The sequence below is a fragment of the Catellatospora paridis genome (genome assembly GCF_009720365.1).
Classification (GTDB): Bacteria; Actinomycetota; Actinomycetes; order Mycobacteriales; family Micromonosporaceae; genus Catellatospora; species Catellatospora paridis.
Genome location: NZ_ML769312.1, coordinates 440,668 through 465,783, shown reverse-complemented (window position 1 = coordinate 465,783; position 25,116 = coordinate 440,668). Strand labels below are relative to the sequence as shown.

Sequence of the window (25,116 nt, the reverse complement as noted above, 5' to 3'; positions counted from 1 at the left end):
AAACAGTCCGGTCGGTCAGCCCCGCAACTTCGTGATCATGAACATTGGGTGACGCCGACCGACGGCGTCCGGCTCAAGCGGCGGGCGCGATGTCCAGGACAGCGGACAGGGCGGCCATGCGCGGGCGGTTCGCCCGGTACCAGACCCAGGTGCCGCGCCGATCGGACTCGACCAGACCGGCCTCGCGCAGCACCTTCAGGTGGTGCGAGATCGTGGGACCGGTCAGGTCGAACGCGGGGGTCAGATCGCAGACGCAGACTTCTCCCCCGTCGGCGGAGGCGATCATCGACAGCAGCTGCAGGCGCACCGGGTCGCCCATGGCCTTGAACGCGGCCGCGAGGTCCACGGCGGCCTCGGCCGGCACGGTGGCGGCGGCCAGGGGTGTGCAGCACACCTCGGGTTCGAGCACGGTCAACTGCTTCGCCATGCCCCTAGGTTGACAGATTTCGAAGCAGGCGGCAACGCCTGGTTTGCTCACCTCGACCAGGCACTGCACCTGCTTGAGTTGACAGATATCTAAGTAGGCGGCACTCTAAACAGAGTCGCTTAGAGAAACTTCGAAACAAGGAGCCATGATGCATCAGCAGGACACCCTCCCGATCGTGGTGGTCGGCGCCGGACCGGTCGGCCTCGCCGCCGCCGCCCACCTGGCCGAGCGGGGTCTCGACTTCCTGGTCCTGGAGGCAGGCGGTGGCCCGGCCGCGGCGATGGCGAGCTGGGGCCACGTGCGGGTGTTCAGCCCGTGGCGGTTCAACCTCGACCACGCCGCCCGCCGCCTGCTGGAGGCCGACGGCTGGATCGCGCCGAACCAGGCCGAGCTGCCGCTGGGCGCGCAACTCGTCACCGACTACCTCGAGCCGCTGACCAAACTGCCCGCCCTGGCCGGACGAGTCCGCTACGACGCGAAGGTGGTCGCGATCAGCCGTGACGGCCTCGACCGCATTCGGACCACGGGCCGCGACAGTGCTCCGTTCCTGATCCGCCTCGCCACCGGCGAAGAAATCACCGCACGAGCGGTCGTCGACGCCTCCGGCACCTGGCCCACCCCCAACGTGCTCGGCGGCTCCGGCCTGCCCGCGCACGGTGAGCCCGAGGCCGCGGCATTCGTCGAGACCGCGCTGCCCGACGTGCTCGGCGCCGACCGCGACCGCTTCGCCGGACGGCACACCCTCGTCGTCGGCGCGGGCCACTCCGCCGCCAACACGCTGCTCGCCCTCGCGCAGCTCGCGTCCGAAACACCCGGCACCACGGTGAGCTGGGCGATCCGCACCGGCGCGGCGACCCGCACGTACGGCGGCGGCGACGCCGACGCCCTGTCCGCCCGCGGCGCGCTCGGCTCCCGGGTGCGGGCGCTGGTCGAGTCCGGTGCGATCACCCTGCACGCCGGGTTCTCGGCACACGCCCTCACCGTCCACGGCGACCAGGTGACGGTGACCGCCCGCAGCGGTGCGCGCGTGACCGCGCACCGGATCGTGTCGGCCACCGGCTTCCGGCCCGACCACACCATCGCGTCCGAGCTGCGCCTGGACCTCGACCCGATCCTCGGCTCGACCCGCGCCCTGGCCCCGCTCATCGACCCGAACCAGCACTCCTGCGGCACGGTGCCACCACACGGCGTCGACGAGCTCACCCAGCCCGAGCCCGGCTACTACGCCGTCGGTGCGAAGTCGTACGGCCGCGCGCCGACGTTCCTCATGGCCACCGGATACGAGCAGGTCCGGTCCGTGGTCGCCGCGCTCGCCGGGGACTGGGACGCCGCTCGCGACGTACGGCTCGAACTGCCCGAGACCGGGGTGTGCTCCAGCAGCGCCGCGCTGGGCGCCGACGACGAGGCGGCCTGCTGCGGCACACCCGAACCGGCCGCCGCCGACGCGCCCCGAGGGCTGGCCACCGGGATCGCAGGCGGCCTGCTGACCCTGCCGGTCGTGCAGGCCGTCACGGCCGAGGCCGAGACCGGCGGATGCTGCGGCTGATGCCGGCCGTCACCACGCCGGCCGCCGCCTCCATCGAGGCCGGCGGCCGGCACCGCCTGCGGTCCGTCGTGGCCGCGCTGACCGTCACCCAGACCGTCGGGTACGGCGTGCTGTACTACGTGTTCAGCGTCTTCCTCGCGCCCATGACCGCCGACCTGCACACCTCCCCCGCCACGGTCACCGGCGCGCTGACCGTCGCCGTGCTCACCACCGCTGCGGCCGCCGTCCCGGTCGGACGGTGGCTCGACCGGCGCGGCGGCCGCAGCCTCATGACCTTCGGCTCGCTCCTGGGCACCGGCGCGGTCCTGGCCTGGTCGCAGGTCACCGACGTCCGTCAGCTGTATGCCGTGTTCACGATGCTGGGCATCGCCTCCGCGATGGTCCTCTACGAGGCGGCGTTCGCGGTCGTCGTCGCCACGAGCACCGCGTCGCAACGGGCCGGCGCCCTGCTGGCGATCACGGTCGTGGCCGGCTTCGCCAGCACGATCTTCCTGCCCCTGGCCGCGGGCCTGCAGGAACACCACGGCTGGCGGACCACGCTGGTCATCCTCGCGCTGGGCTACTGCTTCATCGCCGTCCCCCTGCATGCGCTGGCCGTCCCGGCACGGCCGCGCCGCGATGCGGCAGCAGGGGCCGTCGACCACGAGGCGCGACGGTCCGCCGTCCGCGCTGCGCTGCGCCATCGCGGGTTCTGGCTGCTCACCGCGGCGTTCGTGGTACACGGCAGCGCCGTCGCCGTCGTGTCCGTACACCTGATCACCTTCCTCACCGGCCTCGGGCACCCCGCCGCATTCGCCGCCGCCGTCGCGGGGCTGCTCGGCGTCATGTCCGTCACCGGCCGGATCGTCACCACCGGCCTGACCCGCCGCCACTCCACCGCGGCCGTCACCGCCGCCGTGTTCGGCATCCAGGCAGCGGCCGCGGCAGCCCTGCCCGCGTTCGGCGCCACCCGGACCGGCGCGATCTGCTGTGTCGTGCTGTTCGGCACGGGCTTCGGCGTCGGCACCATCGCCCGGCCGGCGCTGCTCGCCCAGCGGTACGGCACCACCGGCTACGCCACCATCGCCGCCGCCCTGACCCTGCCGACCACCGTCGCCAAAGCCTTCGCACCCCTGGCGGCCGCCACCCTCTACCTCACCGCGGGCACCTACACCCCGGTCCTGGCCCTGGTCGGCACCGCATGCGCCATCGCGGCGGCCTGCCTCGTCCTGGCCGCGGCACCCGTACTCACCTCGGCCCGCACCGCGGACAGGGCCGACACCGCGACGTAGGCTGCGGCCGCGCACCGACCGGTTCCGGCCCGCCCGAAAGCTGCTCGGCGAGCGCCTGGCCCACCCACGACGGTCCGTCGGGTGCGGCCACCTGTTCGTAGAATGGCGTTCGGCTGCCACCGCAGCCCATGTCGTCAGGAATGCAGATGGCCGTTCGGAGCGTCGGCAGACGACCAGCCGTCCCCACCGACGAGCAGATCCGGGAACTGCACGAACGGTTCGCGCCGACCCCGGAGGCGTTCGACCTCGTCTACACCCACTGCCTGATCGTCTGTGCGGTGGCCGAGCAGCTGCTCGACGGCCGGCACTCGGCATACGACGTCGACCTGGTCCGGGCGGGCAGCCTGCTGCACGACATCGGCGTCTACCGGCTGTACGACACCCGCGGCCGGCTCGACCACCGCAACTACGTCCGCCACGGGCTGCTCGGGCATGACCTGCTGCGCGGACTCGGCTTCCCCGAGGCGCTGTGCCGGTTCTGCTCCTGCCACACCGGCGTCGGGCTCACCCGCGAGGACGTGCTGCGCCAGCAGCTGCCTCTGCCCGCCGCCGACTACGTCGCCGAGACCGGCGAGGAGCAGCTTGTCATGTACGCCGACAAGTTCCACAGCAAGACGACGCCGCCGACGTTCGTGACCGCGGCCGCCTACACGGCCGACGTACGCCGGTTCGGCGAGGACAAGGCCGCCCGGTTCACCGCAATGGTGGCGCATCACGGCGAGCCGGACCTCACCCGGCTGGCGGAGCAGCACCGGCACCCGCGGGCCGCTGACGGAGATTCGCCACCCGGCGCAGGATCGCCTCTGCCGCCCGGGCCGGGCTCAGATCCTCGCCGTCGCCGAGTCGAGCTCGGCGAACAGTTCGCGGGGAGTCTCGCAGCCGACGCGGTCGGCCAGCCTGACCCAGTAGTCGCGGCCGCAGGTCCAGGCGGCGGCGACCGCCCCGACGACCGCGTCGACCTCGGCCACGGTGACGGTGTGGCGGAGGTTGTCGACCACCTCGGCGCCGAGGTCGGTCTCCGCCCGGCGTGACGGCGTCAGCCAGTGCTCGGTCCGGCCGTCGGCGAGGCGGGCCATCCAGAGCAGATACCGCTGGGCCTGCGACAGCGCGTCGACGGCGCGCAGGAGTTCGCCGCGCTGCGCGACGTGGTGGGCCAGGACCAGCCAGTTGGCGAAACGACCGCAGAGTTCATCGACGTCCTTGGCGCTGGTCGGCAGCTCAGGCCGAGCGGGCAGGGCATCCAGGGCGCGGCGGAGGGCGCCGGTGCGGTCCAGCACGATCATGCGGTCGGTCGGCGCGCTGCGCGCGGGCCAGGTCGCGACGGAGCCGATGTCGTCGGCCGTCGCGAAGTGGAACTCCCCGCGGATCAGGTTCGGGAAGAACACCACGTGGGAACCGAACTCGTTGACGACCACGTGCCGGATGGGCCCGATCCGGTCGAGCCAGGCCCGACGGTCGAGCACCGCGGCCTGCTCCGCCCCGAAGAACAGCCAGAACTCGACATCGCTGTGGGCGTCGCCCTCGCCCTGCGCGAACGAGCCGTAGGTGAGTGCGGCGACGAGGTCCTCGTCGTCGAGACACAGTTCCCGGATACGGGTGATCAGATGTTCCTGGGGCAGCACCGGGCGACCATAGCCGCCGCGACGCGATCCCGTCTGCCCGATTTCACGAGACCAGACCAGCGCTCTCGGGCGGGCTCGACGGCGTCAGGGGTTCGCGCGGAGCCGGCACCGAGTCCGTGGCCCGCAGCTGCCCACGCGCCTGGGCGACGGCGTGTCCGCGCTCCGTTTCCGGGAAGCGGTCGAGGCGGGCCCGGACCTCGGCCGCGTCGACGTCGGCGCCGAAGAGCTCGGTGCCCGGTTCGAAACGTACGCCCTCGGCCAGCGGCCCGGCGATGACCGGGTCGAAGCCCAGCGCGTCGACCAGCGCGGCGACGGCGGCCACGTCGGCGGGGACGTCCCCCGCGATCGCGACGGCCGTGCGTCCGGCGGCGCCTGCGGGTCGGGCCTGGTCCTCGATGTCGTGGTAGCCCACGTGGTTGAACGCCTTCACGACCCGGGCACCGGACAGGTAGGCCTGCACGGTCTCGCTGGAGGACGTCCGCGGGTCGGTGAGGTCGTCGCGGATGCCGTCGACCTCCCACCAGTAGTTCATGGCGTCGACGACGAGCTTGCCGCGCAGCGCGTCCGCGGCGACGCTGCGGTGTTTGCCGAGCGGCAGGGCGAGCACGACGATGTCGGCGCGGGCCGCCACGTCGGCGGCGGTGGTCGCGACCGCGCCGGGGGTGAGCACCTCGACGGTCAGCGCGATCTTCGCGGGGTCGCCGGAGCCGGCGACGAGCACCCGGTAACCGGCGGCCAGGGCGAGCCGGCCGAGGACCGTGCCGAGCTTGCCCGCGCCGAGGATGCCGAGGGTCCGGGGACCGCCCTGGGCGGTGTCGTTCATGTCGAGTCCTTCGGGGTCGAGTCCGGCCGGCGAGTCAGCCGGCGAGCATGTCGCGGACCATGGGGATCACCTTCGCGCCGTACAGCTCGACGGCGCGCAGGCGGGCGCCGGCCGGCTGCGCGCCCGCGGTGTAGATCAGGTCGAACCGGCCGACGCCGAGCGCCTTGACGGTACGGGCGATCTTCCTGGCGACGGTCTCCGGGGAGCCGATGTAAAGGGACCCGTGCTCGACCTCGGCGTCGAACTCGGCGCGGCGGATGGGCGGCCAGCCGCGCAGGGCACCGATCCGGTCGCGGATGACCCGGTAGTGCGGCCAGAAGATCTCCTTGGCCTGCTCGTCGGTGTCGGCGACGAAGCCGGGCGAGTGCATGCCGACCGGGTGCGCGGTGGTGCCGAGCTGGTCGGCGGCGCGCCGGTACAGGTCGATGTAGGGCGCGAAGCGGCCAGGCTGCCCACCGATGATCGCGAGCATGAGCGGCAGGCCGTAGCGCGCGGTGCGCACCACCGACTGCGGCGAGCCGCCGACGCCCACCCAGGTGGTCAGGCGGCCGGACTCGGTCTTGGGGAACACGTCGGCGTTGCGCAGCGGGGCGCGCACGGTGCCGCTCCAGGTCACCGGCTGCTCGTCGAGCAGCTTGACGAAGAGGTCGATCTTCTCCTCGAACAGCACGTCGTAGTCGGCCAGGTCGTAGCCGAACAGCGGGAACGACTCGGTGAACGAGCCGCGGCCCAGGATGACCTCGGCCCGGCCGTGCGACAGCGCGTCGACCGTGGCGAAGCGCTGGAACACCCGCACCGGGTCGTCGGAGCTGAGCACGGTCACCCCGGACCCGAGGCGGATGCGCGACGTGCGCGTCGCGATCCCGGCCAGCACGGTCTCGGGCGTGGAGACCGAGTACTCCGGCCGGTGGTGCTCGCCGACGGCGATGGCGTCGACGCCGAGTTCGTCGGCGAGCACGGCCTCGTCGACGACCGCCCGGATCGCGGCGGCGTACGAGATCGGGCGGCCGGCGTCGTCGTCCGGCACGTCGCCGAAGGTGTCGAGGCCGAACACGAGGTCAGACATGGGTAGGCTCCTTCGTGAGCAGTTCCCGCACCCGCGGGGCGACTTCGCGGCCGAACAGCTCGATGCTGCGGGCGCGGGCCCGGCGGGGCAGGCGCATGATGTCGTACTTGAGGTCGAAGCGGCTGATCCGCAGGTCGCGGGCCATCGTGGCGATCTTGCGTGCGACCGTCTCGGGCGATCCGACGAACAGTGCCCCGCCGTCGATCTCGGCCTCGTAGCGTTCGCGGGTCGGCTTGTAGAAGCCGCGTTCGCGGGCGAGGTCCGCGACGACCGGTTGCCAGTAGTGCCACCAGGTCTCGACGGCCTCTTCGTCGGTGTCGGCGACCAGGCCGAGTGAGTGCTGCCCGATCGGCAGCGGGGCGTGCCCGTACTGCTCGAGGGCGCGCAGGTACAGCGCGACGTTGCCGGCGAAGCGTTGCGGCCGGCCGCCGATGATCGCCATCATGAGCGGCAGCCCGTAGCGGGCGGCCCGCAGCACCGAGTTCGGGCTGCCGCCCACGCCGATCCAGGTGGGGATGCCACCCTCGGGCATACGCGGGTGCAGCCGCTGCGCGGTGAGCGGGCTGCGTACGGTGCCCGACCAGGTGACCGTGTCCTGGCGCTGGAGCCGCATGAACAGGTCGAGCTTCTCCTCGAACAGGCGCTCGTAGTCGGCCAGGTCGTAGCCGAACAGCGGGAACGACTCGGTCGCCGAGGCCCGGCCGAGGACGAGCTGGGCACGGCCGCCGGACACGGCGTCCAGCGTCGAGAACTCGTGGTAGAGCCGCACGGGGTCGTTGGTGCTCAGCACGGTGACCGAGGTGCCGAGCCGGATCCGCTCGGTGGCTCGCGCGATGGCGGCGAGCAGCACGGGTGTCGCGGAGTCGGTGAAGCCGTCCCGGTAGTGCTCGCCCACGCTGAACACGTCGAGCCCGACCGAGTCGGCGAGCTGCGCCTCCTCGACGATCAGCCGCACGGTCTCGGCGTCGCTCAGCAGCCGGTCGCCGTCGGTGGCCAGTTCACCGAACGAGTTGAGGCCCAGTTCGAAGCTCTCGCTGGTCATGGTCTCCCCCTGCTCCGATCCGGGCCGCACCTTCGGCGGCGCTGATTGACATGTCAATTATGTAGTCCGGTATGATTGACATGTCAATCGGAGGCGGAATGACGCACGACACACCACGACCGCGGCGGGCACGGCAGCTGCCCACCACCGAAGAGCTGCGGATCTGGCGCGACTTCATCGAGACGGCCGACACTCTCCGGTCCGAGCTCACCGCACGCCTGCAGAGCGAGTCCTCGCTCTCGTCGGGCGACTACGCGGTGCTGCTCGCCCTCAACGAGGCCGAAGGACACCGGATGCGCTCCTCCGAACTCGCGGCCCACATCGACTGGGAGCGCAGCCGCCTCTCACATCACCTGGGCCGGATGGAGCGGCGCGACCTCATCCGCCGCGAGGAGTGCGCCGCCGACAGCCGTGGCGCCGAGATCGTGCTGACCCCCACCGGCCTTCAGTCGTTCCGGCAGGCGACGGTGCCGCACCTGCGCGCCGTGCGCGAGCTGTTCGTCGACGCGCTCACGCACGAACAGCTCATCGCGGCAGGCGACCTCGCCGCCACGCTCCGGGCCCGTCTCAGCGCCGCGGGCAGGCAGCGCGGTTCGGCGGCGCAGGCTAAAGCCGCCCGATCCGACACCGGCTAACGGGCGAGGACGAACGTCGCGACGTGGCCGGGGAACCGCACGGTCAGCTCCCCTGCCCCGAACACCTCGGCAAGGGTCTGCTCGCACCAGGTACGAGCATCGTGCCGGGAGAGGACACCGGCGCGGACGGCCCGGTCGACGTTGACCTCGCTGAGCGCGTACCGCTGATAGGCCTCGCCGGTCATCCGCACCGCGACGACCTCGTCACGGTAGTCCAGCAGCCGCAGGCCGGGCTCGATGCCGGGCAGGTCGCGCGGATCGAGTGGCCGCCACCCAGGCGGCCACGGGAAGCGCTGCTCGAATCGGGCGAACCACGTGTTCAGCGCAGGCCCCTCCGCGGCATGGCGCGCCTCACTGAAGTCGTACACGACCAGCCGGCCGGACGGGGCGAGCACCCGCCGCAACTGCGGGAGCGACCGGGTCAGGTCGGTGTAGTTGAGCGCCCCGGCCGCCGTGACCAGGTCGAACGACGCGTCGGGAAACGGCAGCGCCTCGGCCCGGGCGACGGCGAACGACGTACCGGGCGCGACCGCGTCGCGATGGACCAGCATGGCGGCGGCGGGCTCGACTCCGATCACCTGTGCGGCCAGTGGGCGCAGCGCGGCGGTCGACACCCCGGCGCCGCATCCGACGTCGAGCGCCCGCCGGGCCGTGCCGGCCAGCCGCGCCGCGGCCAGCAGGCGGTGATGCACCGCGGGCCGGTCGAAGGCATAGCCACGGGCCAGGTCGGCGCTGTCGTAGACACCGCTCATCGGAATGCCCCAGCCGAGAGCAGCGCCTTGTGTCCTGATTGCACGGCCACCATTGCAGCACACCACATCGACGCGTGGCCGGACCCGTGTGCCGGGCCCGGCCAGTCACGTCACTGCCGGTGGGATCGCGCCGCGACAGCGCGGCGGATGCCGAACGCCAACGCGGCGGCCTTGCCCAGCGGCGTCGCCGACGCCTCGGTGACCGTGTTCGCGACCTTGGCGATGTTCGCCGCGGCGGCCGACAGCGGCCCGGTCACCGCGTCGACCCGGACCAGCTGGAGGTTGATGCCGTCCAGCGTGGTCTGCACCTGGCCGACGGTGGTGTTCACCCCGTCGACGGTGTTGTTGACGTTGTCCAGCAGCGGACCCGTCTTGGCGGTCACCTCACGGATCATGTCGGTGGTCGCGTCGACGGTGCGCCGCAGCCGCAGGATCGGCACCGCGAGCACCAGCACGAGCATCGCGAAGGCTCCCGAGGCGACCAGCGCCGCGATCTCCGTACCCGACATCTGCGGCTACTTCTTCGACCCGGCCGAGTTCCGGCCGAGCAGCCAGCCGACGAGGAACACCGCGGCCCCGGTCGCCCACGGCGTGGGGTTGCGGCGGATGCTGGCCAACAGGTCGCGTCCGGCGCTCTCCCACTCGTCGGCCGTGTGCGGAATCCGCTCGTTGACCGCCGACAGGGCCTCCGTGGCCGCGTCCTTGGCCGCGACCGCGGTGTTGCTGACGTTGGCCTTGAGCTCGCCGGCACCGGCGGCCAGGGCGTGTCCGGTGTCGATCGCCGCCTGCTTGGCCTCCGCTGCCTTCTCGGCGACGGCGGCGGAGGCCGTATTGAGCGCGTCGTGCGCGCCGGCGATGGCGTCGTCCTTGCTTGGCATGGTCGTCTCCCCTTCGAGGTGTGGTGATGGCGGACCGATACCCGTGCGCCCGCTCCTTATGCAGCGCCGATCATTCGGTGAAGGCGGCGCTAGCCGGCTCTTCGCCCGGCAGTGGCGCGGCGTGCGGGCGGCGCAGCGCGGCGAACCGGCCGAACAGCCGGCGGCTCGGCCACTCGCTGGCCGATCCAAGCACCGTGAGCAGCGCGGGGGCGAGAATCGACCGGACGATGAACGCGTCGATCAGGATGCCCACCGACAGTGCGAACGCGAGTTCCCGGAACGGGCGCAGCGGCACCATCGCCAGCAGCCCGAAGCTGACCGCGAGGGTGAACGCGGCGATGCGGATCGCGTGCGCCGACTGCGGCAGTGTGATCGCCAGCGCTTCGCGCAGCGGTCGTCCCCGGGCCTCCTTCCAGGCGGGTCCGATCCCGAAGATGTTGTAGTCCGAGCCGAGCGCGACCAGCAGCACCGCGGCGGCGAAGGGAACGTAGAAGGTCAGCCCGTCGGCGCCGAGGACGTCCTGGAACAGCCAGGTGGTCACCCCGAGCGTGGCGCCGATGGCGAGCACGCTGCAGGCGAGCAGGCCGATCGGGGCCACCAGCGCGCGCAGGAACAGCATGAGGAACAGCAGGTTGGCCACGAGCGCCGCGAGCGCGATACGGCCGAGGTCCTGTCTGGTCTGGTCGACGATGAGCTGCGCGATCGCGGTGTCGCCGCCGAGGCTGGTCTGCACGTCGGTCAACCCGGCCGCGCGCACGAGACCCGGGAGGTCCTGCTGCAGGCGCGACAGGGTCTGCACGGCGCGGGCGCCGAGCGGTTCGTCGGACAGGACCAGCAGGTAGCGGGCCGCGGTGTCGTCGGGAGTGCGGAACACGTGCAGGTCCTGCGGGACGATGTCGTCGCCGGGTCCGAGCACGGCGGCCACCCCGGGCACCTTCCGCAGCGCCTGCTGCAGCCCGTCGAGTTCCTTCTCCTTCGCGGCCACCCCAGGGCCTTCGAGGAGCAGTTCGGTCGGTGACAGGATGCCCTCGGCGAATCCGGTCTGGGCCTGGACGGCGGCCTGGCGGGTCGGGTGGTCGGCGGGCAGCGCCTCGACGAACGACACCCCCAGGGCCAGGTCACGTACGGGCAGCGCGGCCGCGACGAGGCCGCCCACGCACAGCAGCAGCACGGGTGCGGCGACCCAGGGCCGGGTCAGCAGCCGTGACCAGCGCCCGCTGCCGACCTCCGGTGCCGCGTCGGGTTCGGTGGACCCGGCGCGGCGCGGCGACCACAGCACCGCGCGCCCCATGATGGCCAGCAGCGCGGGCACGAGGGTCACCGCCACGAGCATGCCGATGAGCACGGCCAGCGCCATGCCCGGCCCGAACGCGCGGAACGCCGCCGAGCCGGCGACCACCAGCGCGCCGGTGCCGGCGGCGGCGGTCGCGCCCGCGGTGGCGATGATCGGGGTGAACCGGGCGGTCGCGTGCTCCGCCGCCTCCAGCCGGCCCGCGCCCGAGGCGAGCTGGGTGCGGACCGCGGCCAGGTAGAACACGACGTAGTCGGTGACCACGCCGAGCAGCAGCGCCACCAGCAGCGGTTGAGTCTCCTGCGGCACCGGCACGCCGAGCCTGTCGGCGAGCGCGCCGCCGACATGCAGGGTCAGCACGATCGCGACCCCGGCCACCCCGAGGGCCAGCAGCGGTGCGATCAGCGACCGGAACGCGATCGCGACGATGAGGAACACGGCGGCGACGGTCACCGCCTCCAGCCAGGGCAGCGTCGACAGTACGAGGTCGCCCTGCTCGACCCGGGCCGGAACCGACCCGGTCACCCCGACCACGGCGTCGTCGGCGTCGTAGTGTGCCGCCACGAACTTCTCGGCGGCCGCCAGCTGGCCGGCGAAGGTCACGTCGGGTGCGGTGAACAGCATGGTGATGACGGTCGTGCCGTTCTCCTGCGAGCCCGGCATCAGCTGCAGCGTGTTGGTCACCGGCACGGCGGCGAGGATGGGCGCGGCGTCGGAATACTTGCCCTCCGTCACGTCGCGCGCGCGGGCGACCGCTTCGGCCTGGACCGACAGGGGCAGGCCGTCGGGGTTGCGCTGCACCACCGAGACCCGGCTCAGCAGCGGGAACCCGAACTTCTCGAAAGAGCGGATCTCGCTGCGGACCGCGGCGTTGTCGGCGGACACGAGCTGCCCGAGGTCGCTGCCGCCGTGGCCGATGGCCGGCAGGTACAGCACCGACGCCGCCACGGCCGCGACCCACAGCGCCACCACGACCCAGCGCAGCCAGACCACCGATATCGCGTAGTACTCCAGCAGCCGGCTCGGGCGCCAGCGGCTGCGCACCGGCCTGTCCACACCCGACGGCGGCGCTACCCCGCTCACCGGTGCACCCGCTCGGCGGCGACGGGGTCAGACTGCCTCATCCGCATGGTGTTCCTCCTGTGGCGGCACCGGTCGGGCCGCCTCGCGCAGCAGCACAGGGCCGCTTCGCGCGGGGCGGTTCGACCGGCGATGGGATTTCGTGAGTCGGGTACCCGGCCGGTTGCCCGGCAAACGGAGGCAGCCGGGCGTCAGCGCGCGTCGCGGCGGACGGCGGGTTAGCGCCGGCCCGGCCGGCGGTATGGCAGGGGCATGACTCAGGATCCCCGGCCGCCGGGCGCCGTGCCCGCGCCGCCGCCCGACGCCGGCCCGCGCAGTCCCACCCAGCTCAGCCTGCGGTCCTGGTGGAAGGTGCTGCGCCGGACCGCCAAGGAGTTCGACACCGACAGCCTGCAGGTATGGGCCGCCGCCCTGACCTACTACGGCGTGCTGTCGCTGTTTCCGGGCATCCTCGTGCTGGCCGCGGTCGTCGGCCTGTTCGACGACCGGCTGGTGAACGACGTCCTCGACGACGTCACCCCGATCATGCCGACCGCGGTGCGGGAGGTCTTCACCGCCGCGCTCGACAACGTGCAGGCCAACGACAGCAAGGCGGGCATCGCCGCGATCATCGGTCTGGCGGTGGCGATGTGGTCGGCGTCGGGCTACGTCGACGCGTTCATGCAGGCGTCCAACGCGATCTACGACGTGCCCGAGGGCCGGCCGCTGTGGAAGCGGCTGCCGATCCGGCTCGCGGTGACCCTGGCGACCGGGGTGCTGCTGGTCGCGAGCGTCCTCGTCGTCGTGGTCAGCGGACGGCTGGCCGAGGCGCTCGGCGGCGTGCTCGGCCTGTCCGGCCCGGTGGTGACGGCCTGGCAGATCGGCAAGTGGCCGCTGCTGGTCGCGCTGATCGCGCTGCTGTTCGCGATCCTGTACTGGGCCTCCCCCAACGCGCGGCAGGGCGGCTTCCGGTGGATCAGTCCCGGCGGGCTGGTCGCCGTCGTGCTGTGGATCGCCGCGTCGGCCGGATTCGGGTTCTACGTGGCCCGCTTCGGCTCGTATGCCGAGACCTACGGCAGCCTGGGCGGCATCATCGTGTTCCTCATCTGGCTGTGGATCTCCAATCTGGCGATCCTGTTCGGCGCCGAACTCGACGCCGAACTCGAACGCCAGCGCGCCATCGCCGCCGGCCACCCCGCCGACAGCGAGCCCTACCTGCAGATGCGGGACAGCTCCGCGCTCGATCAGGGCGACAAGCAGCAGCTCTGACCCGGGTTGCCGGGCGGGCGCAGGAGGTGTCGACACCTCCTGCGCCCGGGCTTCTCAGAGGGTCGGCACGACGGGCTGGATGGTGCCGTCGGCGTTGAACCGCAGCGCGTCCACGGTGACCTCCCGGTTCATGCCGTCTCCGGCCGGGATGGCGAACCGGTGGTAGGCGATGTGCCAGGTGTCGCTGTTCGGGGCCTTCACCACGGAGTGGTGGCCGGGGCCCTTGACGCCGAGGCTGAGGTTCTTGGACAGGATCGTGCCGCGATGCGTCCACGGCCCGAACGGCGACGTCGCGGTGGCGTACTCGACGTGGTAGTTCTCCGAGCGGGTGTCGTCGACCGAGTACGACATGTAATAGACGCCGTTGCGCTTGAACGCGAACGGGGCCTCCCGGAAGTTGGGCAGGCTGAACGTACGCACCTGCGCCGCGTCGAAGGAGATCATGTCCGCGTTGAGGCGCACCCCGTACGCCGAGCCGTTGCCCCAGTACAGGTAGGCCTCGCCGTCGTCGTCGGTGAAGACGTGCGGGTCGATCATCTGGCCGCTGCGGAACCCGGCAGCCACCAGCGGCCGCCCGAGGGGGTCGGTGAACGGGCCGGTCGGGCTGGTCGACGTCGCGACGCCGATGTTGGTGTCGGCGCAGAAGTAGAAGTAGTACCGGCCGTTGCGGTAGGCGATCGTCGGCGCCCAGGCCCTGCTGTCCGACCAGCTGATCTGCGGTCCGAGGTCCAGGATCGTGCCGTGATCGGTCCAGTTGAGCAGATCGGTGGAGGAGAACGCCTTGAACCGCGTCGAACTCCAGCCGCTGTAGCCGTCGGTGGTGGGATAGAGGTAGTAGCGGCCGTTGAGGTAGGCGATGTTCGGGTCGCCGTACAGGCCCTTGATGACAGGGCTGCGGCGGCCGGCTGTCCACGGCGCGGTGACCTGGTACGAGCTGTCCGCGGCGAAGGTGCCGGGGTTGGTGGTCGACGGGTCCAGCCACAACTCGCTGTTGCGGTGCCGGAGGTAGCGGCCCGGGAAGTTGGACGACTCCAGGCGCACGGAACCGGCTACCGACCCGTCCCGTACGCAGAAGGTCGCGTCCGCCAGGAACGTCGTGCTGCCGCTGTTGGTCTCCAGCCGTACGCGGAAGTCCCGGTGGCGCAGCCACATGCCGTTGGCCGCCTGGAACGACACGCAGCCCGTGCCGCCGGCCAGGCCGGGCGTGACGGTGAAGGTGGCGTCGCTCTTGGCCTGCGCGGAACTGCCCGAGCCGACCGCGGCGACACTGCCGAGATAGTTGCTGTGCCGGACGTACGAGCCGGGGGTGTTGACCGACTGCAGCGACCGGGCGCCGGTCGGGATCTCGGCGGCCACTGCCGGTTCACCGGCCGCCACGGTCAGCAGGGAGGCAGCCAGGCAGACGGTGAGCGCTCGGGAGACCACCCTGCGCCTGCGATGGACTGTTGTCACGGGGCCTCGCTCTCGGAACGGGGGGTGCCCCGGGCACGGCTGCCCGGGGCATCCACGGATCAGCTGGTGATGAGGCGGAAGGTGGCATCGGAGCGTTCGGTTGCCGTGCTGATCGGGTCCAGGCGCAGCAGGTAGTTGTAGTGGCGGATGTACCGGCTGGTGTTGTTGTAGGACTGGAACGACACCGCCGAGGCATCCGCCAGCCCGGCGACCTGCCGGAACGTCGCGTCCGCGGCGAACTGCGCCGAGCCGTCGCCGCGGACCAGGGCGAGGTCGTAGTTGGTGTGCCGCAGGTAGTGGCCGGGGAAGTTCACCGACTCGAACGACACGTATCCGGAGGCCGCGTTGGCCAGGCCCGGCACGAGCCGCCACTGCGAGTCGGCGAGCGGGTTGACGTTCGGGTCGATGCGCACGTCGAAGTTGGCGTGGCGGACGTACCGGTCGGCGAAGTTGAACGACTGCACCCGCCGGGCGCTGCCCGTGCCCCACTTGGTGCGCAGCCGGTCGTACTGTGCCTGGGTGATGCCGATGATGGAGCCGTGCCGCTTGTGGCTGGCCCCGAGCGCGTACTCGGAGGCGGCGCGGACCCGGTAGGTGCTGGTGCCGGCCAGGTTGGTCGAGGTCAGCGGGAGGTAGCCGCGGCCGGTGGCGTACTGGTCGACCCACAGCCCCCACTCGTTGCGGCCGTTGTACTGGTGCAGGATCGGGCCTTCGACCTGCGCGCCGGTCATGCCGAGGTGGGAGATGTCGCCGAGCCTGGTCCAGCCGCTGACGAGCTGGTTGCTGCCCTCGACCGAGATCTGCCCGTCGCCGGATGCGCGGATGTAGCGGTAGCCGCCGACGCTGCCCGGGATCTCGATGATCTGGGTGTCGATGATGCCCTGGGTGCCGGGCCGGTCGATGTAGGGCTGGGCGGCGGTGAAGGTGCGGAAGTCGGTGGTCCGGGAGTACCAGATCCGGGCCTTGTCGACGCCGTTGCGCGGCGAGATGGTCGCCCAGTAGACGAGGTAGTTGCCGGCGGCCGGGTCCCAGATCGCCTCGGGTGCCCAGGCGCAGCCTGCCCCGGCGATGCCGCCGGCGACGTTGACCATCCGCGGCGCGGACCAGGTGACCAGGTCGGTGGACTCCCAGACGACCAGGGAGGTGCTGCCGGCGTGCTGGGCGGCGTCCCAGCCCTTGCCGCTGGCGATGCGCAGGTCGGTGGCGAGCAGGAAGAACCTGTCACCGGCCGGCGAGCGCACGATGCTGGGATCGCGTACGCCGAGCTCGCCGACGGTGGAGCGCAGCACCGGCTGGGAGTAGTTGAGGTCGGTCCAGTGCAGGCCGTCGGTGCTGGCGGAGAAGTAGATCTGCTCGCCGCTGGCGCTCTCGCCGGTGAAGTGGGCCATGAGGTATGCCGCGTAGGTCTCGGCGGCGGCCGCGGGCTGCGGCAGCGCGGCGAGGCCGAGGGACAGCAGCAGGGTGGCGGCAAGTCCGCCGAGCCCGAGCCGCCGCAACCGGTGTGTCATGCGTTCTCCTAGGAACGTCGGTGCGGGCCTGATGAACGGGTCCGGACTTCAGCGCACGACGGTATGGCGGCACGCGCCACCGGCATCGCTGCAGTCGGAAGGATCCACCTCGGAGCACGGCAGGGCGCCGAGGTGGATCGGCTGTTAACGTTCACACCCGCCCGCCAGGAGGCCCTCGGTTCCGACATGGATCCAGGGTTGAGCCTGTTCAACTGCAGGTGCGGGCGCGGTGTTTCCCGTACCTCACGGGGAGGTTAGGTCCGTGTTAAGAGAATGTTAGCGATAACATTCAGGGTGTCAAGACTGTCGATCGCTTCGGCCGAAAGAATTTCGAGCAAGCGGACGACCTCCGGAAGCTCGCCAATCCCCCGCTGTCGCCACCGCAACCACCCGGTCGGTTAAACCGGTGCCGAGCGCCTGCCATGCGGTGTTATGTTCGTTTCGCGAGCTTTGTGACTTGGTGTGGAGGTTCGGATGGCGATCGCCGTCGTGCTGCTGACCGCGCCGAACCGACCACGGGTCACCTACCTGACGCGCGACTTCGTCGAGAAGGTCGTGAGCAGGGTCAACCCCTACTTCGACGCCCAGTCCGGCGGCCGCGCGGTCGGCCACCCGTTCGAGGTGTTCGACTGGTATCGCGCACCCCTCACCGACGACGAGTGGAAGAACGCCGGCTGGAACCTGGGCACCATCATCACGCCCCTGTACAAGCGGGACCGCGGCATCGACCTCGCCACGTACGCCCGGGTCGTGTTCGTGACCGATGTGCAGGAGGCACAGTCGGCGGCCTGGGCGCCCGCGTCGGACTACCGGTTCCTCCACGTGGGCGCGCAGAGCCTGAACCCGGCGCTGCTGCAGCACGAGTTCGGCCATCCGTTCGGGTGCAACCACGCCAACGCCGACCGGCCCTTCGGTCCGGCCGAATACCTCGACCCGTTCTGCGTCATGGGCGCGGAGGGTTTCAAGTACTCGTTCCCCGACGGCAACCTGGACTTCCGCACCGACTTCGGCCAGGTCGCCTGGCGCTACTGCCAGAACTGCTCCGGCATGTTCCACGACGGCGACCCGATCCAGAAGGGCGTATGCCCCGGCGTGATGATCCCCGTCGGGCACGTCGCACAGGGATTCGAGTTCGTGCTGCCGCACCGCCCGCCCGCGACGGCCCAGCAGCAGAACGGCTGGCGTTACTGCAACCGGTGCCGGCTGCTCGTGTTCGAACCCGAGCCCGGCGACGGCCCCTGCCCCGCCGGAAGCGTGCACAGCCTGAGCCTCGCCCTGGATTACACGCTCGCCCACGACGTCACCGACCCCGGCCAGCCGGACTGGCGCAGGTGTGCCAAGTGCCACGCGATGTACTTCGCCGGCAACCCCGCTCAGGGCGTCTGCGCCGCCGGCGCCGCGCACACTCCCGCCGCGGGCGGCCCGAACTACGTCCTGCCGCACTCGCTGGCAGAACACGACATGACCGGGCCCGGCCTCATCGCCTCCAGCCTGGTCGGCGGAGGGTGGCTGGACGTACGGGCGCACGGCGCCGACATCGGCCCGGCGCTGCGCACCCGCCCCGGCACCGTCACCGTGGAGCTCTTCCGGCTGCGCGGCGCCCCACGCGGCGCGTTCTCACAGCCACCCGCCCTGGCCTGGGCTGACCGGGTCGCCAACGACCGCCTGCTCGTCGAGTACCGCACCGACGAGAGCTGGGACGTGGCACTGCCCGACTCGGCCCCGGGCACCGGCGGCTGGGTGCTGGTCCATCTGACCAACGGCGCACCGCCCGGGGTCAGCTCGCTGCTGGTCGCGCAGCTGTCCGACGCCCCCGGCTCGACCGCCTACATCCCCGATGCCATGGCCCGCATCACCACCGTCAGCCGCGACCCGGCCCGGGGCACCGTGGTGGTGCGGCTCGACAGCGACCCCCTGCCCACCGTCGGCGACCTGGTGAACAAGCAGATCCTGCCGCAGACCAGCCCGCACAGCCCGGCACTCGTCTCCGACCACGACCGGGTGTTCCTCGCCTGGACCGGTGCGGGCCCCGGCCAGCTCAACCTGTTGGTGTCCACCGACGACGGCGCGACCTTCACCGCCCGGCACACCAGCCCCGAGACGTCACGGGACGCGCCCGCGCTCGCACTGTGCGCAGGCGTCGTCTACATCGCGTGGGCCGGCCAGGATGACGGCACCCTCAACGTCGCGCGGGTCGCGCACGTGCAGACCCCCGCGGCCCAGATCGGCCTGTTCGACAAGGTCACGCTGCCCGAGACCAGCCCGGTGCGGCCGGCGCTGGCCGCCGACCTGCACGGCAACCTGTATCTGGCCTGGACCGGGCACGGCGGCGGCCAGCTCAACCTGCTCATCTCCCCCGACCGCGGGCAGACCTGGTTCCGCGACGAGAAAAAGGTCTTCGGCCAGACCTCGACCCACGGCCCCGCACTCGTCTCCTACGCCGGGGGACGGATGTACCTGGCGTGGAAGGGCTCCGGCAACGAGAACCTCAACGTGGCGCGACTCGACATCGAGCTCAAGGGCGGCGACAGCAAGCACCCCGTGTGCGAGGGCATGCTGCCGGTGCGCACCCTGCCCGACACCAGCCCGTTCGGTCCCGCGCTCACCGCCGACCGGGGCCGGCTGGCGCTCGCCTGGGCCGGCGAGGGCGACGGCGAGCTCAGCGTAGCGGTGCCGCTGGACAGCACCGGAACGTACACCAGACGGGTGTTCCCGGAGACGTCCGACGACGCCCCGGCCCTGACCTCCCACCGGTCCCGGATCGCCGTGGCCTGGCGCGGCTCGGGCAACGAGAACATCAGCGTCGCCTTCCTGCGCGGCCGCGGCATGATCATCGACGACTTCCGCACCGGCCCCGCCAGCCTGCCCGTCGAGTCCGGCCAGACGGCGACGACGCGCAAGAGCGGCGAAGTGCTCGGCGGGGTGCGCACGCTGTCGGTGCAGAGCATCCGTTACGAGGGCGGGACCGGTGCCGTCGCCACGGTCGACACCGTCGACGGCGAGCTCACCCTCGCCCAGGCCCCCGGCCAGTTCGCGGTGACACACCTGGTGTACGGACTCGACGCCGACGGCACGGTGCAGCACCTCGGCGTCGACCTGCGCCAGGACGGCGCCGACCGGCTGCGGGTCGTGGTGTCCTCCGCCACCGGAGGAGCCGTGCACGTCAACGCCACCGTCGCCTCGGGCGGGTTGTGGACCACCAACGGCGTCACCCTGTTCGCCGGCTCGGGCGTCGCCGACCTGACCTTCGAGACCTTCGGCGGCACCGGCGGGCAGGACTTCTCGAACGTCTCCTACCTGGTGATCATCCTCCAGAGCGCGGCGAGCTTCACGGTGAAGAGCGTGGAGTGCGCCGCACCCTGACCGGACGCCCCGTCCGCTTTCCCTCCTACTTGCGGGGCCGCGCGATGCCGGTCTCGTAGCAGATGCGCCAGCCGTCGCTCTCGTCGTACAGCACGTAGTGCCACAGCTGCGTCCGCCCGTCGGCATAGCGGACGTCGGCGTCGACGGAGTAGCTCGTGGGAGCCTCCGTGAGATCCTCGATCACGACGTCGGTGATCTCGTAGCTCTCGATGTCGGGCTCGACGTGGTAGCGCGTCCACTGGTCCAGCGGATACTTCTTCTGCTCGCTCGCGCAGACCCACCGGTAAGCGGCGGGGTAGTCGGCGTCGCGGAGCGCGTCGAGGTAGGCCGTGGCGGCCTCGGTCATGCCCGCCTTGGTCCGCGGGTCGGCCCACTGCCGGTAGAGCACCCACGCCGGAGTGCCCACGCACAGCAGCAACACGACGATCACCAGGCCGGGGATCAGCCCGCGTTCCTTCGGCTCCGCAGCGTCGGCCATGACATCCCTTCGATCGACCTTTCAGCCATCGAAGGGTATGGCGGCTCGGCCACCCTGCCGCTCCAGGGCTCGGCCGCCGACCCGAGGTGGTTCCGGAACTCCGCGGTCAGCGGTGGGTCGGCTCCCGCTCCGGGCGCGCGGGCGGACGCTCCCGGTCCACGCGCAGGTCACGTTCCAGGTCGTCCAGGAGGGCGCGCAGGCTGTCCAGCCTGCGGCTGATCATGAGCTGGTCGGCGTCGCCCGGCATGCCGTCACGGTCGGATCCGACGCCCGGCATGGGCTCCTGCTCCAGCCGCCGGGCCTCCTCCATCGAGTTGATGATGACGCCGACCAGGATGTTGACCAGCAGGTTCGCGGTGATGAGCACGTAGCTGATGTAGAAGACGACCGTCCACGGAGACAGGGCCATGCCCTGCTCGATGAGATCGGGCAGGTTCTCCAGCGACAGCAGCACGAACAGGGTGAGCACGGCGCTGCCGATCGTGCCGTACTGCTCGGGCTGGTGCTCGGCGAAGATCAGCCAGCCGGCCATGCCGTAGATGTAGAGCGTGACGATCGCCAGGGCGAGGAAGCCGCCCACGCCCGGCAGGCTGCGCAGCAGCGCGGTGACGATCGTGCGCAGTCCCGGCATGAAGCGCATCAGCCGCACCACCCGCGCGATCCGGATGACCCGCAGGATGGCGGAGTCCCCGTGCAGGCCCGGAACGAACGCCGCGGCGACCACCGCCAGGTCGAAGACGTTCCAGCCGTGCCGGAAGAAGTCCAGCGGGCGCCTGCCGTAGCTGAGCAGGCGGACCGCGATCTCGGCGACGAAAACCGCCCGGAACAGCCACTCGAGCGCGTTCAGCCAGCCGGCCGACCTCAGGTCGGGATAGGTCTCCAGGCCGAGGAGGACCGCGTTGGCCGCGATGGCGACCACGATGGTGACCTCGAAGCCACGGGATGCGGCGACCCTGGCACACCAGGCCGTGATTCCGGGAGGCGGTGACGGTTGTTCAGCCTCGGCGTCGGACGGCCGGCTGCGTTCGAGGAGCCGGCTCATGCCCCGATCCGGGTCGTCGAGCAGCGGGCGTGCGTCCGGACCGGACGGACGGTCCGGATGTGCGGTGAGAACATGCGCAACACCTTACGTGCAGCCACCGCGACGACCGTCAGGGGACGAGCACCCGCGTCAGGTGCGCGCGTTCCTCGATCGGCCGGTCACGACGATCCTCGATTTCATAGGATGACCATGTGATCGAGCAGGTGAGCACCCGTGTCGTGTACCGCAATCCGTGGATGACCGTGCGGGAGGACGAGGTCAGGCGGGCCGACGGCAGTGCCGGCGTCTACGGCGTCGTGGAGAAGCCGGACTTCGCGCTGGTGCTGCCGCGCTGGCAGGACGGATTCTGGCTGGTGGAGCAGTTCCGGTATCCGGTCGGGCGGCGGGCGTGGGAGTTCCCGCAGGGCAGCTGGGGCCGCGGGGCAGACGGCGACCAGGCCGCCCTCGCCCGCCAGGAGCTGGCCGAGGAGACGGGCCTACGCGCCGGATCCCTGCGGCACCTGGGCCACCTGTACGAGGCGTACGGCTTCTCGAACCAGGGCTTCGACGTCTACCTCGCGACCGACCTCGCCGCGGGCGCCCACGACCGGGAGGCGAGCGAGCAGGACATGGTCCACCGGGCGTGCACCGACGCGGAGATCTCGGAGATGATCCGTTCCGGACAGATCGTGGACGCGCCGTCGCTGGCCGCGCTGACCCTCTACCGCCTGCACTCGGCCTAGCGAGCGGGCTCGCCGTCCGGTGTCACGGCGTGCGCCGGCCGGCCATCGCCTCGCGGTGCTCGACGGTGGCGGCGCCGACGGCGATCTCGACGCGCGAGCGCAGACCGAGCTTGGCAAGGATGCTCGACACGTGTGACTGGACGGTCCGCGGTGACACGAACATCTGCGCGGCGATGTCCGGGTTGGACCTGCCCTCCGCGACGGCCAGGGCGACCTTGTACTCGGTGTCGCTCAGCGCCGCCCAGCCGTGCTTGGGCCGGCCGCGCGGGCCGCGTACGCCCTGCCGGATGCCCGCCTGGCGGCCGCGCGCGCGGGCACGGTCGATGTCGCGTGCGGCGTCCAGCCCGGTGTAGAGCGCCACCGCGCCCGCCAGCTCGTCCCGGGCCGGCTTCAGGCGGCCGTCCCCGGCGAGCACGACGGCCGCGTGCTCGCGGGCGTAACCCTCGTACAGCGGCCAGCCGGCCTGCGCGAACGACGCCGCCGCGGCCAGCAGCTGCGACGGGTCGTCGTGCAGCAGCCCCCGGCAGAACGCGACGGTGCCTTCGAGACTGGCGATGGGCTGCCCGGCCAGCAACTCGGCCGTGGTGTCGACGAGATCCTGCAGGCGGGCGGCGTCCCCGGCCGCGTGGGCGAACCGGGCCAGGTCCGCGCACAGCCGGTAGCCGATGCAGCGCGGGCTGAACGTCGGCGGCTGTTCCCACATCGGGTACAGGATGTCGAGGGCCGCGCGGGGACCGGAGTCCGTCTCCGCTGCCAGCGAATGGGCCCAGCGCAGCGGGGCCGTGAACCTCGTCTCCAGCGGGGTGGAGGTCGCCAGCGTGGCCAGCTCGGCGTCGAGGGTCCGGGTCTGGCCGCGGTGCATGTCGACCATCGCGGCCAGACCGTGCAGCGCGGGCGCCTGGCACAGCGGGTCGGGGCTGTCCAGGCTGGTGCGGATCTCGGCCAGCGCGTCGTCCCAGCGGCCGCGGAGAAACAGCACGTTGGCGCGCAGCAGTTGCGCGGTGGTGAGGTAGAAGCCGCCCGTGTCGTGGTTACGGCGCAGGGCGGCGTCCAGAACCTGGTCTAGTTCGGCCGGTTGGTCCTGGGCGAACAGGCACATCGCCCGCACCACGAGCGGGTCCACGATGAGGGCGCCGTCGGCGTGGCCGAGGGCCTTCACCGCTTCGGCGTTGAGGTCCAGCGCCTCCTGCACCCGGTTCTGCGCGAACCGCAGCACGGCGAGGGTGTTGTGGCCGTACGCCTGCGCGACGACGTCACCCGACGCCAGGCCCGAACGCAGCGCCTCGCCGGCCAAGCGGTCGCCTTCGCCGAACTCCCCAAGCAACAGGCGGCACACGGCAGCGAAGCCGTACAGGCGGCCGGGATGCACCGGTGCCAGCCGGGCCGCGTCCTCGCCGGCCGCCGCGGCCTGCTGCAGCCGCCCCTGGCGGAAGTAGCCGTCCATGCGCAGTTCGAGCAGTTGCGTGCGGACGGCCGGCGGCTGGTATGCGGCGAGCTGGTCGTGCAGGATCTGCTCGGCTTCGTCGGTCTGGCCGGCCCACAGCAGGGCCCGGATCAGCGCGATGTTCAGCCTGGTCGCCGTCGCCTCGTCGGCGCTGTCGGCCGCGGCGGCACGCAGCAGGGTCACCGCCAGGTCCGGCGCGCGCACGGTCAGCTGCGGCGCTACGTCCATGAGCCACTGCCCGTGCTCGGCGCGGTCGGTCTGGGCGAGGTGTTCGGCGATCCGCTCGACGTCGGCGCCCCGATCCATCAGCACCTGCGCGGCGCGCAGGTGCAGCGTGCCGCGCACCGAAGGCGGCGTCTGCCCGGCGAGCCCCTGCCGGATCAGGTCGTGGCGGAACTGCAGCCCGGCGTCGGTCTCGACCAGCAGCCCCGCACCGGTCGCGGCGGCGCACGCGTCGGCCAGGTCCAGTACGGGCACGTCGAGCACGGCGGCCAGCAGTGGCACGTCGACGGGCCCGCCGAGCGCGGCGGCCTTGTGCAGGACGGCCTGGGTCAGCGAGGGAAGCGGCCCGAGCCGCGACATGATCATCGCCTGGAGCGATGTCACCGAAGGCGTGTCGTGGTCGGTCTCGGCGCGGCCGCGACTGATCCGCAGCGCGCCGTCGCGTTCCAGGCCGGCAACCAGCTCCGCCAGGTAGAGGGGGTGGCCCTCGGTGGCGGCGACCAGCTGCGCCAGCTGCGGCCCGGCGGGCGCGCCGACCGCCGCCTCGACCAGCTCGGCCACTGCCTGCGGGTCCAGCGGCGGAAGCGTCATGCGCTGCGCGCCCTTGGCGACCATGCTGCGCACCAGCGCGCTCATCGCCTCTCCCCGCGGTTCCGGCGCGGCGGAGATGACCACCAGCAGCGGATACTGCCCGATGCCGCGGCACAGGCGGTGCAGCAACACGATGCTCTGCGGATCGGCCCACTGGACGTCGTCGACGAGCACCGCCACCGGCCCGGCGGCACACCATGCGTCGACCAGGTCCAGCATCGCCTCGGTGACGACGAAGTCGTGCCCGGCCGCGCCAGGCTGCCGGTCGGCACCCTCGCCGCGCAGCAGCGCCGCCACCCGGGCCCCGCCGGGCTCGGCGCCGGTCGCCAGCACACCCAGGCACGCACCGGCCAGTGCGAACGGCAGGTCCTGCTCCAGCTGCTCGCCCGCCGCGCGCAGGATCCGCATCCCCAGCCGGTCGCAGTATGCCGCGACCGCGTCCAGCAGCGCCGACTTGCCGATGCCCGACTCACCCTCGACCAGGGTCGCCGAGCCCCGCCCCGCCGCAGCCTCGTCTGCCGCCGACTGCAGCAGTCGTACCTGCGGCTCACGGCCGAACAACGTCATCGGCATGCCCCCACTTCACCATGCGGCCACCGTTGATCATCGCCGA

The 25,116-nt window shown here is 71.9% G+C and carries 20 protein-coding genes and 1 pseudogene; 7 read left to right on the top strand and 14 right to left on the bottom strand.

Annotated features, from left to right (window positions below; all coding sequences use genetic code 11):
- Positions 1-73: 73 nt before the first annotated feature.
- Positions 74-427, bottom strand: a complete 354-nt coding sequence (locus tag F9C41_RS01925) for an ArsR/SmtB family transcription factor (protein ID WP_155384822.1) — start codon at positions 425-427, stop codon at positions 74-76.
- Between the two features lie 148 nt (positions 428-575).
- Between F9C41_RS01925 and F9C41_RS01920 the strand changes: the two genes are divergently transcribed.
- The 3 genes and pseudogenes from F9C41_RS01920 to F9C41_RS41975 form a co-directional block, all read left to right on the top strand.
- A complete protein-coding gene (locus F9C41_RS01920) occupies positions 576-1,973 on the top strand; it encodes an FAD-dependent oxidoreductase (protein ID WP_155384821.1) in 1,398 nt (465 codons plus the stop codon).
- On the top strand, positions 1,973-3,244 hold the full coding sequence (locus F9C41_RS01915; RefSeq protein ID WP_155384820.1) for an MFS transporter: 1,272 nt from the start codon (positions 1,973-1,975) through the stop codon (positions 3,242-3,244). The genes F9C41_RS01920 and F9C41_RS01915 overlap by 1 nt, the downstream gene beginning before the upstream one ends.
- A 128-nt stretch (positions 3,245-3,372) precedes the next feature.
- Positions 3,373-3,840, top strand: a pseudogene (locus F9C41_RS41975) (HDIG domain-containing metalloprotein); the annotation flags it as partial.
- Positions 3,841-4,065: 225 nt separating this feature from the next.
- On the opposite strand, the gene F9C41_RS41970 reads toward F9C41_RS41975, so the two are convergent.
- From F9C41_RS41970 to F9C41_RS01895, 4 genes are read right to left on the bottom strand one after another with little or no spacing between them, the layout of a single operon-like run.
- Positions 4,066-4,866: a hypothetical protein gene (locus tag F9C41_RS41970; protein WP_330164732.1), complete on the bottom strand. Its 801-nt coding sequence runs from the start codon at positions 4,864-4,866 to the stop codon at positions 4,066-4,068.
- A gap of 43 nt (positions 4,867-4,909) precedes the next feature.
- Positions 4,910-5,689 carry an NADPH-dependent F420 reductase gene (locus tag F9C41_RS01905; RefSeq protein WP_155384818.1) on the bottom strand — a complete coding sequence of 260 codons (780 nt, stop codon included), beginning with the start codon at positions 5,687-5,689 and terminating at the stop codon, positions 4,910-4,912.
- 34 nt (positions 5,690-5,723) lie between these two features.
- Positions 5,724-6,755 carry an LLM class flavin-dependent oxidoreductase gene (locus F9C41_RS01900; RefSeq protein WP_155384817.1) on the bottom strand — a complete coding sequence of 344 codons (1,032 nt, stop codon included), beginning with the start codon at positions 6,753-6,755 and terminating at the stop codon, positions 5,724-5,726.
- The gene (locus tag F9C41_RS01895; protein ID WP_155384816.1) at positions 6,748-7,797 is read right to left on the bottom strand and encodes an LLM class flavin-dependent oxidoreductase; all 1,050 of its coding nucleotides are present in this window, start codon (positions 7,795-7,797) and stop codon (positions 6,748-6,750) included. The genes F9C41_RS01900 and F9C41_RS01895 overlap by 8 nt, the downstream gene beginning before the upstream one ends.
- A 98-nt stretch (positions 7,798-7,895) precedes the next feature.
- On the opposite strand from F9C41_RS01895, the gene F9C41_RS01890 reads away from it, so the two are divergent.
- Positions 7,896-8,432, top strand: coding sequence for a MarR family winged helix-turn-helix transcriptional regulator (locus F9C41_RS01890; RefSeq protein WP_155384815.1), 537 nt, complete (start codon positions 7,896-7,898; stop codon positions 8,430-8,432).
- Here the strand turns inward: F9C41_RS01890 and F9C41_RS01885 are convergent.
- The 4 genes from F9C41_RS01885 to F9C41_RS01870 form a co-directional block, all read right to left on the bottom strand.
- Positions 8,429-9,184 carry a class I SAM-dependent methyltransferase gene (locus tag F9C41_RS01885; protein WP_155384814.1) on the bottom strand — a complete coding sequence of 252 codons (756 nt, stop codon included), beginning with the start codon at positions 9,182-9,184 and terminating at the stop codon, positions 8,429-8,431. The genes F9C41_RS01890 and F9C41_RS01885 overlap by 4 nt on opposite strands.
- 110 nt (positions 9,185-9,294) lie before the next feature.
- Complete coding sequence (locus F9C41_RS01880; RefSeq protein WP_144120187.1) at positions 9,295-9,693, bottom strand: DUF948 domain-containing protein; 399 nt, start codon at positions 9,691-9,693, stop codon at positions 9,295-9,297.
- A gap of 6 nt (positions 9,694-9,699) precedes the next feature.
- On the bottom strand, positions 9,700-10,062 hold the full coding sequence (locus F9C41_RS01875; RefSeq protein WP_155384813.1) for a hypothetical protein: 363 nt from the start codon (positions 10,060-10,062) through the stop codon (positions 9,700-9,702).
- 70 nt (positions 10,063-10,132) lie between these two features.
- Entirely contained in the window at positions 10,133-12,436 is a 2,304-nt protein-coding gene (locus F9C41_RS01870) for an MMPL family transporter (RefSeq protein ID WP_155384812.1), read from the bottom strand.
- Between the two features lie 249 nt (positions 12,437-12,685).
- Here F9C41_RS01870 and F9C41_RS01865 point away from each other — a divergent pair, with 249 nt between their 5' ends.
- Positions 12,686-13,681, top strand: coding sequence for a YihY/virulence factor BrkB family protein (locus tag F9C41_RS01865; RefSeq protein WP_155384811.1), 996 nt, complete (start codon positions 12,686-12,688; stop codon positions 13,679-13,681).
- A 54-nt stretch (positions 13,682-13,735) separates the two neighbouring features.
- Here the strand turns inward: F9C41_RS01865 and F9C41_RS40570 are convergent, their stop codons facing one another.
- Both F9C41_RS40570 and F9C41_RS01855 read right to left on the bottom strand, forming a co-directional pair.
- On the bottom strand, positions 13,736-15,133 hold the full coding sequence (locus F9C41_RS40570; protein WP_230689214.1) for a family 43 glycosylhydrolase: 1,398 nt from the start codon (positions 15,131-15,133) through the stop codon (positions 13,736-13,738).
- Positions 15,134-15,192: 59 nt separating this feature from the next.
- Positions 15,193-16,641 carry a glycoside hydrolase family 43 protein gene (locus F9C41_RS01855; RefSeq protein WP_155384809.1) on the bottom strand — a complete coding sequence of 483 codons (1,449 nt, stop codon included), beginning with the start codon at positions 16,639-16,641 and terminating at the stop codon, positions 15,193-15,195.
- A 474-nt stretch (positions 16,642-17,115) separates the two neighbouring features.
- Here F9C41_RS01855 and F9C41_RS01850 point away from each other — a divergent pair, with 474 nt between their 5' ends.
- Entirely contained in the window at positions 17,116-20,004 is a 2,889-nt protein-coding gene (locus F9C41_RS01850) for a hypothetical protein (RefSeq protein ID WP_155384808.1), read from the top strand.
- Between the two features lie 25 nt (positions 20,005-20,029).
- On the opposite strand, the gene F9C41_RS01845 is transcribed toward F9C41_RS01850, so the two are convergent.
- Complete coding sequence (locus tag F9C41_RS01845) at positions 20,030-20,482, bottom strand: Rv0361 family membrane protein (protein ID WP_155384807.1); 453 nt, start codon at positions 20,480-20,482, stop codon at positions 20,030-20,032.
- 106 nt (positions 20,483-20,588) lie between these two features.
- The gene (locus F9C41_RS01840; RefSeq protein ID WP_155384806.1) at positions 20,589-21,524 is read right to left on the bottom strand and encodes an ion transporter; all 936 of its coding nucleotides are present in this window, start codon (positions 21,522-21,524) and stop codon (positions 20,589-20,591) included.
- Positions 21,525-21,715: 191 nt separating this feature from the next.
- Between F9C41_RS01840 and F9C41_RS01835 the strand changes: the two genes are divergently transcribed.
- Positions 21,716-22,246, top strand: coding sequence for an NUDIX domain-containing protein (locus F9C41_RS01835; protein WP_230689213.1), 531 nt, complete (start codon positions 21,716-21,718; stop codon positions 22,244-22,246).
- A gap of 22 nt (positions 22,247-22,268) precedes the next feature.
- Here F9C41_RS01835 and F9C41_RS01830 read toward each other — a convergent pair whose 3' ends face one another.
- Positions 22,269-25,076, bottom strand: a complete 2,808-nt coding sequence (locus F9C41_RS01830; RefSeq protein WP_155384805.1) for a helix-turn-helix transcriptional regulator — start codon at positions 25,074-25,076, stop codon at positions 22,269-22,271.
- Between the last annotated feature and the right edge of the window lie 40 nt (positions 25,077-25,116).

Bases quoted from the DNA above. Each gene is read 5' to 3' on its own strand.
- F9C41_RS01855 (WP_155384809.1), bottom strand. From the start codon at position 16,641: ATGACACACCGGTTGCGGCGGCTCGGGCTCGGCGGACTTGCCGCCACC.
- F9C41_RS01915 (WP_155384820.1), top strand. From the start codon at position 1,973: ATGCCGGCCGTCACCACGCCGGCCGCCGCCTCCATCGAGGCCGGCGGC.
- F9C41_RS01850 (WP_155384808.1), top strand. From the start codon at position 17,116: ATGGCGATCGCCGTCGTGCTGCTGACCGCGCCGAACCGACCACGGGTC.
- F9C41_RS01830 (WP_155384805.1), bottom strand. From the start codon at position 25,076: ATGCCGATGACGTTGTTCGGCCGTGAGCCGCAGGTACGACTGCTGCAG.
- F9C41_RS01840 (WP_155384806.1), bottom strand. From the start codon at position 21,524: ATGAGCCGGCTCCTCGAACGCAGCCGGCCGTCCGACGCCGAGGCTGAA.
- F9C41_RS01905 (WP_155384818.1), bottom strand. From the start codon at position 5,689: ATGAACGACACCGCCCAGGGCGGTCCCCGGACCCTCGGCATCCTCGGC.
- F9C41_RS01880 (WP_144120187.1), bottom strand. From the start codon at position 9,693: ATGTCGGGTACGGAGATCGCGGCGCTGGTCGCCTCGGGAGCCTTCGCG.
- F9C41_RS01920 (WP_155384821.1), top strand. From the start codon at position 576: ATGCATCAGCAGGACACCCTCCCGATCGTGGTGGTCGGCGCCGGACCG.
- F9C41_RS01845 (WP_155384807.1), bottom strand. From the start codon at position 20,482: ATGGCCGACGCTGCGGAGCCGAAGGAACGCGGGCTGATCCCCGGCCTG.
- F9C41_RS01900 (WP_155384817.1), bottom strand. From the start codon at position 6,755: ATGTCTGACCTCGTGTTCGGCCTCGACACCTTCGGCGACGTGCCGGAC.
- F9C41_RS01875 (WP_155384813.1), bottom strand. From the start codon at position 10,062: ATGCCAAGCAAGGACGACGCCATCGCCGGCGCGCACGACGCGCTCAAT.
- F9C41_RS01925 (WP_155384822.1), bottom strand. From the start codon at position 427: ATGGCGAAGCAGTTGACCGTGCTCGAACCCGAGGTGTGCTGCACACCC.
- F9C41_RS01895 (WP_155384816.1), bottom strand. From the start codon at position 7,797: ATGACCAGCGAGAGCTTCGAACTGGGCCTCAACTCGTTCGGTGAACTG.
- F9C41_RS01885 (WP_155384814.1), bottom strand. From the start codon at position 9,184: ATGAGCGGTGTCTACGACAGCGCCGACCTGGCCCGTGGCTATGCCTTC.
- F9C41_RS01890 (WP_155384815.1), top strand. From the start codon at position 7,896: ATGACGCACGACACACCACGACCGCGGCGGGCACGGCAGCTGCCCACC.
- F9C41_RS01865 (WP_155384811.1), top strand. From the start codon at position 12,686: ATGACTCAGGATCCCCGGCCGCCGGGCGCCGTGCCCGCGCCGCCGCCC.